Genomic DNA, 14,111 nt, shown 5'->3' on the forward strand with positions numbered 1-14,111 from the left:
TAATACCAAGTTGCGTCCATAGAAGTAAAAATAGCTTCGGTTTTGTAGGATCGTACCTGCATGTTCGGCCACCATGAGGGCGGACACATAGGTCCGCCCCTACAAAAACAAAATTACCTGTATGAGCGCAACTTGGTATAAGAGGAGCCTTCGCGGCGCTTGGGCGGAAAGTGGCGTTCCCAAGTACAACTTGGGAATGAGGTTAAAAATTCGCTGCGCACTTCCGGCTCCGAGAAGATTACTTCCCCCTCACCCTAACCCTCTCCCCCATTGGGGAGAGGGGAAAAAGTGGAACCGATTTAATGCTTTATGGTTACTAAAACGGTCACATCTCCTACCCCCTCTCCACCCGCTTCGGGGGGAGAGGGCTGGGGTGATACCAAGTTGCGCTCATAGAAGTAAAAATAGCTTCGGTTTTGTAGAGGCACACTTGCATGCGCGACCACTCTGAGGGCGGACACATAGGTCCGCCCCTACAAAAACTATAATTACCTATATGACCGCAACTTGGTATGAGGGGGGCAGAACAACCTCATGCAATTTTCTAACCGGACACTGCTGCCTAATCTAAGTCCCCCTTTTCCAAAGGGGGACTTAGATTAGCACAGGCGAGACGCCTGTGCCACCGAGGAATTTATAAACGCCCAGATTAAGATATCGACCTCAACGAGACTTTTGCAAGAGGCTCAAGGTTTTTCTTATTAGCCCTGACGCTCTCCCACAAGGGGCGAGGGAAATAAGAAGAAAGACCTTTTGGCAATCGCGATAAGATGAGGCAGCCCTTTGCCAAGATCAATCTTTAGCTGGTTCCTCCGACTCGCTTAAGTCCAAGGCACCGGATTTTTTTAGGGCCGCGAGGCCGCCTTGGACGTTGACGGCGTTACAGAGGCCCGCGGTTTCGAGCTGGCGCAGGGCTTCATAAGAGCGCACGCCGGAGTTGCAGACCACCAGGAGGCGTTTATCCGGCGGGATTTCGCTGAAGCGGTCTTTCAGGGTCTCCTGGGGGATATTGAGCCAGCGGTCGCCAAAGAGGTCGACGTAGGGCGCAGCGTTGGCGGCGCCGCGCACGTCCAGACAGAGGGTGTCAGCGTCCTTGTCGGTAAGGAAACACTGCTCAAACTCGGCTACTTCGATGGTACGGTTGTAGCCGTCCAGGATATTTTCCAGGGTGTTGGCCACGGCGTTGACGATATCCAGGGCCGCGGCGAAAGGCGGGGCGTAAGCCACCTCCAGGTTGGAGAGGTCTTGTAAGTCGGCCTTGAAGGGCAGGAGTGCTGCTATGCTATTGATGCGGCCCACCAGGGCGTCACCGTTGTGGCTGATACCCTGGGCCCCTAAGAGCTGCCGGGTTTTGCGGTCCGCCACGAGGGCGAGATACATGAGGTCCTGGGTGGGGTAGAAATGAGCCCGGTCGGCCTGGATGACCAGGGCCTCGACGGCATCAAAGCCTTCCCGAAGGGCCGTAGTAAGGTTCAAGCCGGCCCCGGCCACGGCCAGATCAAAGGTCTTGAGGGTGAAGGAGCCGACGATGCCATTGAAGGTGGCGCGGCCGCCAGCCAGGTTGGTGCCGATGACGCGGCCCTGGCGGTTGGCCAGAGACCCGGAAGGGAAATAGACGGATTTGCCGGTGATGAGGTGGTGGTTGTCGATGCAGTCACCGCCGGCATAAATGTGGGGGTCTGAGGTCTGAAGGCGGCGGTTGACTTTGATGCCGCCATCGGGTCCAACCAAGAGGCCGGCTTGGCCGGCCAGCTCGGAGTTGGGCACCGCGCCCACCGCGGAGATGACCAGGTCGGCAGGGAGGACGGCATTATCGGTGACCACTTCCAGGGCAGCGCCGCCGCCGGAGTGAGGCCGGATTTCCTTAATGGACTCCTTAAGGTGAAGTGCGACACCCTTGCCCTGGAGATGTTTTTGGACCATGCGGGCCATTCCGGCTTCCAGGACGCCGGGGAGGACCTGGGGAGTGATCTCCACCAGGGTGGTCTCCAAACCCCAAAGGTCGGTCAAGGCTTCGGCCATCTCAATCCCGATGGCGCCGGCCCCGATGATTACGGCGGAGCCCACCTGGCCCTTGGAGATTTGGTCCCGGACGGCCATGGCCGCGGTAAGATTGGAGACATTCATGACCCCCGGAAGATCGGCCCCGGGGACAGGAAGGGGGCGAGGGCGACTGCCGGTGGCCAGGACCAGCTCGTCATAGGGGAGGTCTTCCTCCTGGCCGGATTCCAGGTCGCGGACGCGCACCAGTTTGGCCGCCCGGTCGATGGCCAGGGCCCGGGTTCGGGTGCGGACCTGGACGTCTTTGGCGCCCTCAAAAAATTCCGGCGTCCGCAGCATATGGAAGCTGGTGCTCATCAGCTCCTTGATATCGCTTAAGTCACCGGAGATATAGTAAGGAATGCCGCAGCCGCCGTAGGAGATGTACTCGCCTTGATCAATCATGGTGACGGTGAAATCGGGGCGCAGGCGTTTGACGCGGCAAGCGACCTTGGGCCCCAAGGCCACGGCCCCGATGATGACTATGCGTTTGTGCTCCATATGAGTTCCTCTCTGGCTAAACCAGGCTGCGCTGCCACCCATTGGGCTGCTGATAGAGCGCTTCCATAGGTTTATGCCGAATGCTGGCTTTTATTGCGTTTGCCATAAATTTATGCCGCTGGCAGAGAAATCCCCCCTAACCCCCCTTTGGCAAAGGGGGGGATAAGAGGAGCCCAAGCTGAGCTTGGGCTGAAAGTGACGTTCCCAAGTACAACTTGGGAACGAGGTTAAATCCAAATCCCCCTAAACTAAATCCCCCTTTTTCAAAGGGGGACTTCGATTCGCACAGGCGAGACGCCTGTGCCACCGGGGAATTTATCAACGCCCAGATAAGATTTCGACTGCAACGCGACTTTTGCAAGAGGCTCAAAAGTTTTTTCTTATTAACCCCTCACCCTACCATTGGGGAGAGGGGAAAAAGTGGAACCGATAAAATTATTTTTCCGGAGGATCGGACTTGCCCGGGTTTTTATGGCGGCCGTTGCAGGTGAGGGTGTCTCGCCGCCAGAGGAGCTGCATCCTGGTGTCCTCCCGGCGATGCTCACAGAGGTCGTGGCCGCAGATGGGGCACTCCGGTTCCATGCAAGGATCGGCATGGATGAGGATATCAGCCTGGCCCCGGAAGTAATCATCGAGAATATTTTCCAGCTTTTTTACCTCATCGTGACTGACTTCCAGGGAAAGGTCCCGGGGCAGGATAAGGTGGAAGTCCATAAAGACGTGAGTACCGGACCGGCGGGCGCGCAGTTGATGGATATCGATCCACATGGGGCGGCGGTGCTCGGCGATCACCCGGCAGATCTCTTCTAAGAGTTCAGGGTCGGAGGTGTCCATAAGGGCGGCTCCGGCCTGGTGAACCAACCGGGCTCCGGTCACCAGGATATTCAGCCCCACCAGGATGGCCACGGCGCCATCCAGCCAATTCCAACCGGTAAAATAAACGCCGACCAGGCCCAGGACGACCCCAGCGGTGGTGTAGACATCGGTGAGGATGTGCTTGCCATCGGCGACCAGGACGATGGATTTGGTGCGCCGGCCGACAACGAGCAGGATGGCGCCCAGGATAAGGTTAACCAGGGCTGCACCTACAATGAGGATCAGACCCTCTTCCAGTTTGGGAATGGCCTGGGGGTGGAAAAGACGGGGCCATGCCGCATAGAAGATGCCGAGGGCTGCAAAAACGATGAGGGCTCCTTCAAAGCCGGCGGAAAAATGCTCGACTTTGCCGTGGCCGTACGGGTGAGCGGGATCGGGCCTCTTGGCGGCCACGAGGATACTGACCAGGGCGAAGCCGGCGGCCACCACGTTGATAATGGACTCCAGGGCGTCGGAGAGGATGGCGGCGGAATTGGTGAAATAGAAGGCTGTGAACTTGATGGCCATCAGACCCGCGCCGATGAGCAGAGAGGCGGAGATGGCCAGGAGGTGATTTCTGAGGTTGACGTTTGTCTGGGAGTTCACGGACGCATTATAAGGGAAATTAAACTTTTATAGCGTTTGCCATAAATTTATGCCGTTGGCTGATTTTTAAATCCCCCTAAATCCCCCTTTTTCAAAGGGGGACTTTATAAGTAATTCCTTATAGTTCCCCAATTTACCAAAGGGGGCTTAGGGGAGATTTGGGGTGTTAAAGTATCTCCTATTTACGGAAAAAACTTTTGGCAAACGCTATATGTACTTCAATACCTACCATATAATCAGGCAATGGAAAAGCCTCCAGGAGCGTCAGGTTTGACGGAAAAGGAAATTTTCGCAGCCAGACCGTTAAGAGCGTTGGTTACTTATGAAAATGTATGAAGATGTTCTCCCGTTCAAAAACTCCCTTGAGTATTATTTCTTCCTGATCCGATGAAAAGAAGGGGTGCAGGTCGAACTCTTCTTCGGGGAACCAATCGGTTTCCAGGGTGAGGCCGGAGTCCCTTTGCCGGATGATCAGATGGCCTTCATCGGCCTCTTCCAGGGGCCAGGCGAGATAAAGGCTGAAGGTCAAGGAATCGGGGGTACGCTGGATGGTGGCTTTCTTGGCCTCCCAGATTTCGTACTTGGGATCGCCGAAACCGGACAACCAGTAGAGGGTGATATAGTTCAGGCCGTCGAACATAGAGGCTCCGGGATAGGTCTCGGGGAATTTGTGAAATTATGCGCAAGATAGTTATTAAATATAGTTCAGGGGAAATTTGTTGTCAAAGACTTTGTGGGGCTGAGTGGAGGAGCGAAGGGTAGCACTACAGATAAGAATTGTTTGGTTCTATTGGGGTGGAGGAGCCGATTTCGGATAAACGGGAAGCGCCGGGATGGAACCCGGCGCCTTGGGAAAAATCCGATGAGGGATGACTTACTGCCGACGCCGCCTCCAGGCCAATAGACCGGTCAGCCCGGAACCCAGGAGCAGCATGGTTGATGGCAAAGGAATAGCTGCATACCGAAGGTCGTCGACTGCGAAGGCATCACTGGCAGCGGAACTTGGCCCAATCTGGATGGAGGCGATATCAGCGGTGAGGCGCTCAAAGCCCACAAAAATCCCCGGGAGGGGGAAGGTGCCGGGAGGAGGGAAGAAGCCGCCGGAATACCCAGGCGGCAGGGTCTCCGAAGCCAGGACGGTGAGACTTTCCAAGACACTGTGACCGGCATCATAGGCTGTGACCGTATAATCCCCCAAGGGGGCGGTGTCAGACAGAAAAATCTGGACGGCAGATTGTAAAGTGGCAAAAGCGGCAGTAATGCCTGCTATGGTCGGGGATGAATAGCCGCCTTCCGTGCTGCCGGTCAGAACGTGATCCCCCGAACTGGCGCCGTACCCAAAGAGCCAGGGAAACACATCGATTTGGGGGCGGCCAGCCAAAGGCGCCTGGCCAAAGGTTACCCCCGGATATTGGGTGTCGATCAGGGTTCCTTCGGAAAAGCCCTCAAAGTCGATGAGGGAGCCTCCGGTAAGAACCGGGGTATAGGATTTAATGGGGGTCGCCATGGCGGTACCCACGGCAAAAATGACGATCAAAGCCAAGGCAAGCATACTGATTTTGAGATGTCGCATACAACCTCCTTGGGGTCTACGATTCTTCGCCAATTGAGGCAGGCCTGGCGATAGTTTTCCGCCAGATCCAAACAGGCCGACAAAGTTTAAGTTTCCTCTCTGGACTGCGGGTGTTCCCTCCTTTACAAGAAAATCAGGATGCCTCCAACAGGCACCTTGGTATCTCAATCCTTAATACCCATGGCTTTCCATTGCTGCCCCATAATATAATTAATTTAAATAATAATCAATTATATTTATATAAATTAGTAAACTATTAAGCTAATTTTAATTTAAAATAATGCAATTTATACTCATTGTTAAAAAAAACCCTGACCTCCCGCAAGGCCCGCAAGGGGAGAGGGGAATAGAAGGAAAGAACTTTTGGCAAACGCTATGAGTTAAGCGGGGCTTTGCTTATGAAGCAGGGTACTTAAAGACCATGACCAGAATCACCGCGGCCAGGATGAGACGGTAAATGGCGAAGGGGATAAAGGTGTGGTGTTGGAGGAAGCGCAGCAGGTACTTGATGGTAAGGTAGCTGGAGATCACCGCGGCTAAAAAGCCCAGGGTGGCAGGCAAAAGGGGAAGGGTCCCGGCGGGTTCGTTAATCCACTTGGGGAGGTGGTGAAGGCCGGCGCCGGCAATAATCGGGGTGGACATCAAAAAGGAGAAGCGGGCGGCGGAGCGGCGGTTGAAGCCCAAAAAGAGGCCCGTGGTCATAGTGATGCCGCTGCGGGAGACCCCGGGCATGATGGCGAAGGCCTGGGAGATGCCGATCAGAATAGAGTCCTTTAAGGTCATCCCGTCCAGGCGGCGGATATGCCGGGCCATGATCTCGCCCAGAATGAGGAGCAATCCCACGGCGCCCAGAAGGATGGCGATGCGGGTCGGCTCCCGGAAGATGGTCTCGGCCTGCTTTTCCAGGAACAACCCGGCCAGGGCCCCGGGAATGGTGGACACAATGAGGAAGAACAGCATCTTGCGTTCCGGGCGGTTATAGCGGGAGGGCGAGATGAAGGCGTGGAACATATCCAGCCAGTCCCGGTAGAAATAGGCCACCAGAGCGAACAGCGTGCCTACGTGCAGGAGAATGTCGAACCCCAGGCCGCCGGCCTCAACGTGCAGGTAACGCTCCAAGAGGGCCAGGTGGGCTGAACTGGAGATGGGTAAGAATTCGGTAATACCCTGAACCACGCCGAGCAGGAGAGCTATGAGGGGGTGCATAGTTGCGGAATGTATCACGGGAAAGGAGCGCAGGCAATCTGAAAAAGTTGGAGCCAAAAATATTTTATCAATTCATTCCGATAAACGCACTAGTTCCGCAAGTGGTCGGCAATAAAATAAAACAATCATTATTTATCGTTTAACGATAATTTTATCTTGACGAAGCGCTGCAATTGGATAAAATTGCGGTAGTTTGAAAATCGTTTAGTTGCTTTCCCACTTTTCTCATGGCAGAGGCAACAGGGAGAAGCCAGGTGCAAAGGAAAGCAAGATTCAGGCATTGAGCCTCATCGAACCCAGCGCGGAGGAGGAGTTGAGCCATGGAGAATACCCAACGCATCATAAGCGTGAGCCGCAAGTTAAGGATTACCTGTAAATGGTTGATTATCTGCCTGCCGATAATATATGGGGTCTTTTGGACTTTCTTCAATCAGCTCTATGGCATGGGGCCATTGGTTCCTTTGCCGGTGCGCGTGGATCATGATCTTCCCCGCCTGACGCGGTTTCTGGCCTTCCTGGCCGATATGATTCCCATGGTGGCTATCATTTACGGTTTGCAAAAACTTGAAGGACTATTCCGGCTCTATGAAAAAGGCTTGATATTCACCGAGCGGCATGTGAGATGTTTTCGCAGTCTGGGCCGGACGCTGATCGTTTGGGTGGGGTGCGATGTGGTGAGAAATTCATTGTTGAGCATGGTCCTGACATTGGACAAAACACCAGGGACGAGGGTAATCACAGTGGGGTTCGGTTCAGCAGACTTCGCCGCGGTATTCGTGGGCATCGTGGTGCTGATCATCTCCTGGGTGATGGATGAAGGTCGAAAGATTCAGGAAGACCAGGCGCTTATCATCTAGGAATTGCTATGACTATCATAATTAATTTGGACGTCATTCTTGCCAAACGGAAGGTCAAATCAAAAGAACTGGCTGAGTATGTCGGCATCACCGAGCAAAATCTATCGCTGATCAAAACCGGAAAAGTGAAAGGAATTCGGTTATCGACCTTGAATTCCATCTGCGCATACTTAGGTTGTCAGCCTGGAGATATCCTGGAATACCGAGAGACTGACTCCTGACCACATGCTCAGGACAAAGTCGCCAGGAATCAGGAAGACTTGGCTACGGTCACGGTCACGATGGTGGGCTTAGAGCGCACCAGGCTGAGGCCGCCGGGCAAGTCCACGGAGACATTGACGCGGTGGCGGCCGGGGCTCAGGTTTTGCGTGTCCACCCGGGCCTTGAGGTCTTCTGCCTTGAGACTCTGCACCTGGGGCCAAGGGCCTTTGATGGTGAGGGTCACCTGAGTGGGAGATATCCGGGTTAACGGGGGCTCAGAAAACACGGGAACCCCGGAAAAAGTCCGGGTAAGGGTTTTGGGGCCGATCTGGATATCGGCCAGGATGGGGATTGGCTCTTTCAAGGACAGATGGAGGTTCTTAAAGTCCAGGTCCGTGGCGATGATGGTGTTTTCCTTCAGATGCAACAGGTCAATGGGAAGAGTGGGAATGGAATTCAATTCGTCCAGTTCAGAATGAGGTCCTTTTACCGTTACCTGGGCAGGTTTGGTTTGGGCGCTGATGACCTCGTAACCCTCGGGAGGGTTGTTCTCCAAGACCGGTTTGATGGGCAAGGTCCGAGTCATGGTGCTGGCCAGGGTCAGGTTGATGGGATTGGGTTGCATGCGGATGACCTGCACCCCTCGCGGCAAAGCGAAACTGTTGGGGCCGAGATAGAAGGTGTGACGCCCGCCTTTATAGCCGGCGAGGTCCAAAGTTTCGGTTTGGCGGGTCTGGGAGAGACTGTTAACGATGGAACGGGGACCCACAACCCGGACCTGGATGGTCGGCGGCACCTCACTGGTGACCATGAGATTAGGCTGGATATTGACCATTTCCAGGGCCATGTTGAGCGTGGTCTCGGTGCGCTCCTCACCGCTGACCGCAAACCACAGAGCCACGGCCAACAAAATGGAAAGGAGTTTCAGGAGCCTGTTACGCTTTAAGGTGCCGAACCAGCTTGTCAAGCCAATTTCCTTTATGGTGGGCCGGGGTTTCCAGGAGGTCCCGGAGGGCCTGGCGGAGTTGCAGCCGGGTAAGGTCGCGTCGCAATTTGCCCCCTTGCGCCAGGGAGATCTGTCCGGAGGTTTCGGAGACCACCAGGGCCAGGGCATCGCTTTGCTCGGTGATTCCCACCGCGGCCCGGTGACGGGTGCCCAGGGTAGGGTCCAGGTTGGGGTTGCGGGACAACGGCATCAGGCAACCCGCCGCCACGGCCCGGTCCCCCTGGATGATGACCGCACCGTCATGGGTGGGGTTGTGGGGCCAGAACAACGAAACCAGCAACTCTTTGGAAACCAGGGCATCCAATTTGATGGCGCTATCGACAAAATCTGACAAGCCGATGTAGCGCTCCATGATGATGAGGGCGCCCATGTGGCGAGAAGCCAGGGTGTCGGCGGCATCACAGACTTCTTCAGCCGTGACCGGGGCTTGGATGCCGGTAGGGGCCAGGGCTTTTTTGCCCATGCGGCTGAGAACCCGGCGGATGTCGGCCTGAAACAGAATGATGACAATGAGCACAAAGCTTTTGACGATGATATCCAGGAGCCATTCCAGGGTAAAGAACTCCAATTGGCGAGCCACCAGATAAGCCAGGAACAGGAGGAAGAGCCCGGCCAAGACCTGGATGGCCTGGGTGCCGCGGAGCACCAGTACCACCTGGTAAATGATGATGGCCACCAGAATGATGTCCACACCATCCTGCCAGCGCAGATTACCGAGAAATTGCCACATGATGGGGTAAGAGCGAGTCCTTTCCTGAGACTAGTATACTCATTGCCAACAGAGCCGCTTGCAAAATTGCCGGGCATTATGTAGTCGCAGGCTTTACCGTGAAAATCCAAATCCCCCTAAATCCCCCTTTTCCAAAGGGGAACTTTAAAAGCCCCCTTTAAATAAAGGGGGAAGGGAGGGTTTCATCCCTCAGGGGTGGCAGCTTGCGGCCATGTATGTTTAACCTGCATGAGCACAGGCTGGAAAGCCTGTGCTACCGGTGAATTTATAAGCACCCATAAGGATTCGACCACAAAGAGACTTTTGCAAGAATCTCTTTTGGCAAAGCGCTGTAAAATGGTGCGCAGGGCGCACCCTACATCTTCTTTTGAAGGGCCACGGGCCAAAAACGTTAAGCTTGTGGGTACAGTAATGCGCAGGGCGCACCATTATACCAACTACAGTTAGGACGGAACTTAAGGGATTTTATGGGGTTAATAGAAATCTCCCCTAACCCCAATACTGTTCACTTAAGCATTGGCCATGTCTATTCGGATGCAGGAGCGGGGTTTTCCCACCCGGCCCATGCCATTTTTCGAACCAGGGCGGGGAGACCCCACCCCTACAAATGCTTAAGTGAACAGCATTGGCCCTAACCCCCCTTTTCCAAAGGGGGGAATTACTGGGCTGGCTTTTGGGGCGCTCTTTGTGAGATCTTTCGTTGCCTCATACCGAGTTGCATTCAAAGAGCAATGTCGGGTAGGCGCAGGCTATTCCTGCGCCTGCACAGGCGAGACGCCTGTGCCACCGTTTGAATGCGAATTGGTATCAGAATGACAAAAAGCTATTTTTCAGCAGCCGAACAAGCGGCTGTTGCCGCCGGGGTGGAGCGGATCGCTTCCAGTACGGCCAGGAATTGTTGGGCATAGGCCACGTTGTGGGTGCGGACGATCTTGGCGCCGCGCAGCACCGAGATGGCCAGAGCCGCCAGGGTGCCGATGTCGCGCTCCTCTCCGGCGGGCTGCCCGGTGATGCGGCCAATAAAGGCTTTCCGGGAGGGACCCAGCAGGAGGGGGACGCCCAAATCAAGGAAGACATCCAGGTGGTTCAAGATTTCCAGGTTGTGTTCCCCGGTTTTGCCAAACCCGATGCCGGGGTCCAGGACCAGGAGGTCGGCCGGTATCCCCTGGGATGCGGCGAAGTCCAAGCGTTCCTGAAAGAAGGCCCGAATTTCCCCCAGCAAATTGTGGTAGTGCGGCTGGCGCTGCATATCCCGGGGGGTGCCCTGCATGTGCATCAAGACCACCGGAGCCTGATATTCGGCGGCCAGGGAGGCCATATCCGGGTCGAAGGTTAAGGCGCTGATGTCGTTGATCAGGGTGGCGCCTTTCGTAAGCGCGGCTTTAGCCACCGGCGCCTTGTAAGTATCGATGGAGATGGGGATGGTGATCTCAGGGAGAATGGCGTCGATGACCGGCAAGACCCGGCGCAGTTCTTCCTCAAGGGGCACGGGGTCGGCGAAGGGACGGGTGGATTCACCGCCGATGTCCAGGATGTCGGCGCCGGCCGCCACCAGGGCCCGGGCCTGGGCCAGGGCCGCGGCATGATCAAAGAAGCGGCCGCCGTCGGCAAAGGAGTCGGGGGTGATGTTGAGCACCCCCATGATCAGCGGGCGTGGCGCAGCCAGAAGGTCCGCCCAGATCTGGCGACGCGATGGCATCCCCGCGGGGCCGGAGTGAGACACCAGGCCCGCCATGGTTACGCCTGCTGGAGCGTCAGTGAGGCCGTAACTTCCGGGGGTTCAAGGGGTTCGTCCGGCGGCTTGAAAGAGTTCAGAATCCGGTCGATATCGTTTGAGTCCAGGGTTTCCTTCTCAAGGAGCCCTTGGGCCAGGGCTTCGAGTTGGGCCCGATTCTCGGTCAAAATGTCCCTGGCCTGATTATAGGCGCTGAGAACCAGGTTCTTGATGGCGTGGTCGATGACCCGGGCGGTTTCTTCACTGAAATCTTTGGATTGGGAGATTTCCCGGCCCAAAAAGATGTGTTCGTCCCGCTTGCCGAAGGTTACAGGGCCGAGTTCGTCGCTCATGCCCCAATTGCAGACCATCTTGCGGGCCAAATCGGTGGACCGTTCCAGGTCGTTGCCGGCGCCAGTGGTGAAATGCTGAAAGATCAGTTCCTCGGCGGCCCGACCTCCCAATAACACGGTCAGGGTGCCGGAAAGATATTCCTTGGGGTAGGTGTGGCGTTCATCCAGGGGTAACTGCTGGGTGAGGCCCAAGGCGCGTCCTCGGGGAATGATGGTGACCTTGTGAATGGGGTCGGTGCCCGGCATGACCTTGGCCACCAGGGTATGACCGGCCTCGTGGTAGGCGGTGTTGATGCGTTCGCTCTCAGTCAAAATGAGGCTGCGCCGTTCGGAGCCCATGAGGACCTTATCTTTAGCCTGTTCGAAATCAGGCATGGTGACCGTATCACTGCCGCGGCGGGCGGCAAGCAGAGCGGCTTCGTTGGCCAGGTTCTCGAGGTCTGCGCCGGAAAAACCGGGTGTGCCCCGGGCCAGGATAGAAAGTTCCACCGAGTCGGCCAAGGGGGTACGGCGGGTGTGGACCTTGAGGATGGCCTCACGTCCTCTGACGTCGGGGACCGGGACCACCACCTGGCGGTCGAAGCGGCCGGGCCGCAACAAAGCCGGGTCGAGGACGTCCGGGCGGTTGGTGGCGGCAATGAGGATTACGCCTTCATTGGCCTCGAACCCGTCCATCTCGACCAAAAGCTGGTTTAAGGTTTGCTCCCGCTCATCGTGGCCGCCGCCCAAACCGGCGCCCCGATGGCGGCCCACGGCGTCAATTTCATCGATGAAGATGATGCAGGGGGCACTTTTCTTGCCCTGAATAAACAGGTCTCGCACCCGGGCAGCGCCGACACCCACGAACATCTCAACGAAATCGGAGCCGCTGATGCTGAAAAAAGGCACGCCGGCTTCCCCGGCGATGGCCCGGGCCAGGAGGGTTTTACCGGTACCCGGCGCTCCCACCAGAAGGACACCCTTGGGGATGCGACCGCCCAGGCGGGTGAACTTCTTGGGATCTTTGAGGAAATCGATGATTTCCGAGACCTCTTCCTTGGCTTCCTCGATGCCGGCCACATCAGCGAAGGTGATCTTGACGGTGTTTTCCGTCATGAGGCGAGCCCGGCTTTTGCCGAAAGACATGGCTTTGCCGCCGCCGGCCTGCATCTGGCGCATGAAAAAGATCCAGATGCCCACCAGGACCAACATGGGCAACCAGGAAATCAGCAGGGTGGTATACCAGGGAGAATCATCCCTGGGCTTGGCAGTGATCTCCACCTTTTTGGCCTGGAGCAGCTTGATCAAATCCGGATCGGAGGGGGCATAACTTTTAAAGGCCTTGCCGTCTTCCATTTCGCCGGCAATTTCATCGCCTTGGAGGGTAACCCGGGTGACTTTGTCGTCTTTCACCAGTTCGATGAATTTGCTGTAATTGATGGTAGCTTTGCCGCGGGCGTGCTCCACGCTGTTGAAGTAGTTAAAGAGGAAGATCATTACCAGGGTAATGAGCAGCCACAAGGCGATATTCTTATAAAAGGGGCTTAAACGGTTATTCATTGGGTCCTTAGGCATATACGGAAGCTAGAAGAATGTCGATTTTATCGAATTCACCAAAGTTTATTTTAAGGCTAACGGAGGAAAAATGCAAGGAGCATTCTGGTCCAGGCTTGAGGCGAGGCGGGAGAGCCCGGGAAGGGGGTCCAAGTCCCGCTCTTTTCCTAGCCTGACGGAAAAGAGCGGGACCTGGGGTTAGGGGGGGTATCGATAGAAAGGAGGAGCGAAGTCAGGTGGATCTAAAACGTCTCTCCCGGCAGCAGGCTGGCCAGACTTTCCCGGGGAATGCGCCAGGGGCCGCGACCATATTTGACCCCATTGATCCGGCCATCGCGCATCATCCGGTAGACGGTGCGGCGGGAGAGAACCAGAATGGCGGCCGCTTCATCGGGCCGAAAAAACCGCTTATTACTACTGACTAATTCCATGTATAGCCTCCTTGCGGTGCGGGTTGCTCTTCCTTGAGCCTTCTGGCGACCTGTTTATGCAAAGCGGGTGCCATTTATAGCGTTTGCCATAATTTTATGCCGCTGGCTGATTTTTAAATCCCCCTAAATCCCCCGTTTTCAAAGGGGGACTTTATAAGTAATTCCTTATAGTTCCCCCCTTTACCAAGGGGGGTAGGGGGGATTTGGGGTGTTAAAGTATCTCCTATTACGGAAAAAACTTTTGGCAAACGCTATATCTCTTTCTGTTTATCTGTTGCCGGAAATTTGTCTTTTCACTCCTCGTAAGGATATGCGTTCAAACAGATAATTTGGTAGCCACAGGCTTTTACCGTGAAAATCCAAATCCCCCTAAATTCTGAAACGTTAAGTATAGCATCTATCATATCGGAACCATTTAATAATCCCCCCTAACCCCCCTTTAAAAAAGGGGGGAATTAAGGAAGGTTTATATTACTTAACGTAACAGGACTAAATCCCCCTTTTG

12 protein-coding genes are annotated in these 14,111 nt (G+C 55.5%); 2 read left to right on the forward strand and 10 right to left on the reverse strand.

The genetic code is table 11. The annotated features are described in order from the left end of the window. Positions 1 to 792 precede the first annotated feature (792 nt). From WC600_08900 to uppP, 5 genes are all read right to left on the reverse strand, one after another. Positions 793 to 2,541, reverse strand: coding sequence for an FAD-dependent oxidoreductase (locus WC600_08900; protein ID MFA4902849.1), 1,749 nt, complete (start codon positions 2,539 to 2,541; stop codon positions 793 to 795). A gap of 435 nt (positions 2,542 to 2,976) precedes the next feature. Then, positions 2,977 to 4,002, reverse strand: coding sequence for a cation diffusion facilitator family transporter (locus WC600_08905; protein ID MFA4902850.1), 1,026 nt, complete (start codon positions 4,000 to 4,002; stop codon positions 2,977 to 2,979). A 316-nt stretch (positions 4,003 to 4,318) separates the two neighbouring features. After that, positions 4,319 to 4,642 carry a hypothetical protein gene (locus WC600_08910; GenBank protein ID MFA4902851.1) on the reverse strand — a complete coding sequence of 108 codons (324 nt, stop codon included), beginning with the start codon at positions 4,640 to 4,642 and terminating at the stop codon, positions 4,319 to 4,321. A gap of 234 nt (positions 4,643 to 4,876) precedes the next feature. Then, positions 4,877 to 5,575 (reverse strand): PEP-CTERM sorting domain-containing protein, encoded by a 699-nt coding sequence (locus WC600_08915; protein ID MFA4902852.1) that lies wholly within the window; start codon positions 5,573 to 5,575, stop codon positions 4,877 to 4,879. 396 nt (positions 5,576 to 5,971) lie between these two features. Further along, entirely contained in the window at positions 5,972 to 6,781 is an 810-nt protein-coding gene (gene uppP / locus WC600_08920; GenBank protein MFA4902853.1) for an undecaprenyl-diphosphatase UppP, read from the reverse strand. A 320-nt stretch (positions 6,782 to 7,101) separates the two neighbouring features. On the opposite strand from uppP, the gene WC600_08925 reads away from it, so the two are divergent. Together WC600_08925 and WC600_08930 are read left to right on the forward strand one after the other, a co-directional pair. Continuing rightward, positions 7,102 to 7,638 carry a DUF2975 domain-containing protein gene (locus WC600_08925; protein ID MFA4902854.1) on the forward strand — a complete coding sequence of 179 codons (537 nt, stop codon included), beginning with the start codon at positions 7,102 to 7,104 and terminating at the stop codon, positions 7,636 to 7,638. Positions 7,639 to 7,646: 8 nt separating this feature from the next. Further along, positions 7,647 to 7,859: a helix-turn-helix transcriptional regulator gene (locus WC600_08930; protein ID MFA4902855.1), complete on the forward strand. Its 213-nt coding sequence runs from the start codon at positions 7,647 to 7,649 to the stop codon at positions 7,857 to 7,859. A gap of 29 nt (positions 7,860 to 7,888) precedes the next feature. Here WC600_08930 and WC600_08935 read toward each other — a convergent pair whose 3' ends face one another. The 5 genes from WC600_08935 to WC600_08955 all read right to left on the reverse strand — a co-directional run bounded on the left by WC600_08935 (position 7,889) and on the right by WC600_08955 (position 13,606). Beyond that, the gene (locus WC600_08935; protein ID MFA4902856.1) at positions 7,889 to 8,806 is read right to left on the reverse strand and encodes a CdaR family protein; all 918 of its coding nucleotides are present in this window, start codon (positions 8,804 to 8,806) and stop codon (positions 7,889 to 7,891) included. Then, the gene (gene cdaA / locus WC600_08940; protein ID MFA4902857.1) at positions 8,775 to 9,575 is read right to left on the reverse strand and encodes a diadenylate cyclase CdaA; all 801 of its coding nucleotides are present in this window, start codon (positions 9,573 to 9,575) and stop codon (positions 8,775 to 8,777) included. Before cdaA ends, WC600_08935 begins: the two co-directional genes overlap by 32 nt. 823 nt (positions 9,576 to 10,398) lie before the next feature. Beyond that, positions 10,399 to 11,310 (reverse strand): dihydropteroate synthase, encoded by a 912-nt coding sequence (folP, locus tag WC600_08945; GenBank protein MFA4902858.1) that lies wholly within the window; start codon positions 11,308 to 11,310, stop codon positions 10,399 to 10,401. 2 nt (positions 11,311 to 11,312) lie between these two features. Continuing rightward, positions 11,313 to 13,181, reverse strand: a complete 1,869-nt coding sequence (gene ftsH, locus WC600_08950; GenBank protein ID MFA4902859.1) for an ATP-dependent zinc metalloprotease FtsH — start codon at positions 13,179 to 13,181, stop codon at positions 11,313 to 11,315. Between the two features lie 236 nt (positions 13,182 to 13,417). After that, positions 13,418 to 13,606, reverse strand: a complete 189-nt coding sequence (locus tag WC600_08955; GenBank protein MFA4902860.1) for a helix-turn-helix domain-containing protein — start codon at positions 13,604 to 13,606, stop codon at positions 13,418 to 13,420. Between the last annotated feature and the right edge of the window lie 505 nt (positions 13,607 to 14,111).

The sequence above is a fragment of the Desulfobaccales bacterium genome, assembly GCA_041648175.1.
Taxonomy (GTDB): domain Bacteria; phylum Desulfobacterota; class Desulfobaccia; order Desulfobaccales; family 0-14-0-80-60-11; genus 0-14-0-80-60-11.

Bases quoted from the DNA above. Each gene is read 5' to 3' on its own strand.
- WC600_08900 (MFA4902849.1), bottom strand. From the start codon at position 2,541: ATGGAGCACAAACGCATAGTCATCATCGGGGCCGTGGCCTTGGGGCCC.
- WC600_08910 (MFA4902851.1), bottom strand. From the start codon at position 4,642: ATGTTCGACGGCCTGAACTATATCACCCTCTACTGGTTGTCCGGTTTC.
- WC600_08915 (MFA4902852.1), bottom strand. From the start codon at position 5,575: ATGCGACATCTCAAAATCAGTATGCTTGCCTTGGCTTTGATCGTCATT.
- uppP (MFA4902853.1), bottom strand. From the start codon at position 6,781: ATGCACCCCCTCATAGCTCTCCTGCTCGGCGTGGTTCAGGGTATTACC.
- WC600_08925 (MFA4902854.1), top strand. From the start codon at position 7,102: ATGGAGAATACCCAACGCATCATAAGCGTGAGCCGCAAGTTAAGGATT.
- WC600_08930 (MFA4902855.1), top strand. From the start codon at position 7,647: ATGACTATCATAATTAATTTGGACGTCATTCTTGCCAAACGGAAGGTC.
- cdaA (MFA4902857.1), bottom strand. From the start codon at position 9,575: ATGTGGCAATTTCTCGGTAATCTGCGCTGGCAGGATGGTGTGGACATC.
- folP (MFA4902858.1), bottom strand. From the start codon at position 11,310: ATGGCGGGCCTGGTGTCTCACTCCGGCCCCGCGGGGATGCCATCGCGT.
- ftsH (MFA4902859.1), bottom strand. From the start codon at position 13,181: ATGAATAACCGTTTAAGCCCCTTTTATAAGAATATCGCCTTGTGGCTG.
- WC600_08955 (MFA4902860.1), bottom strand. From the start codon at position 13,606: ATGGAATTAGTCAGTAGTAATAAGCGGTTTTTTCGGCCCGATGAAGCG.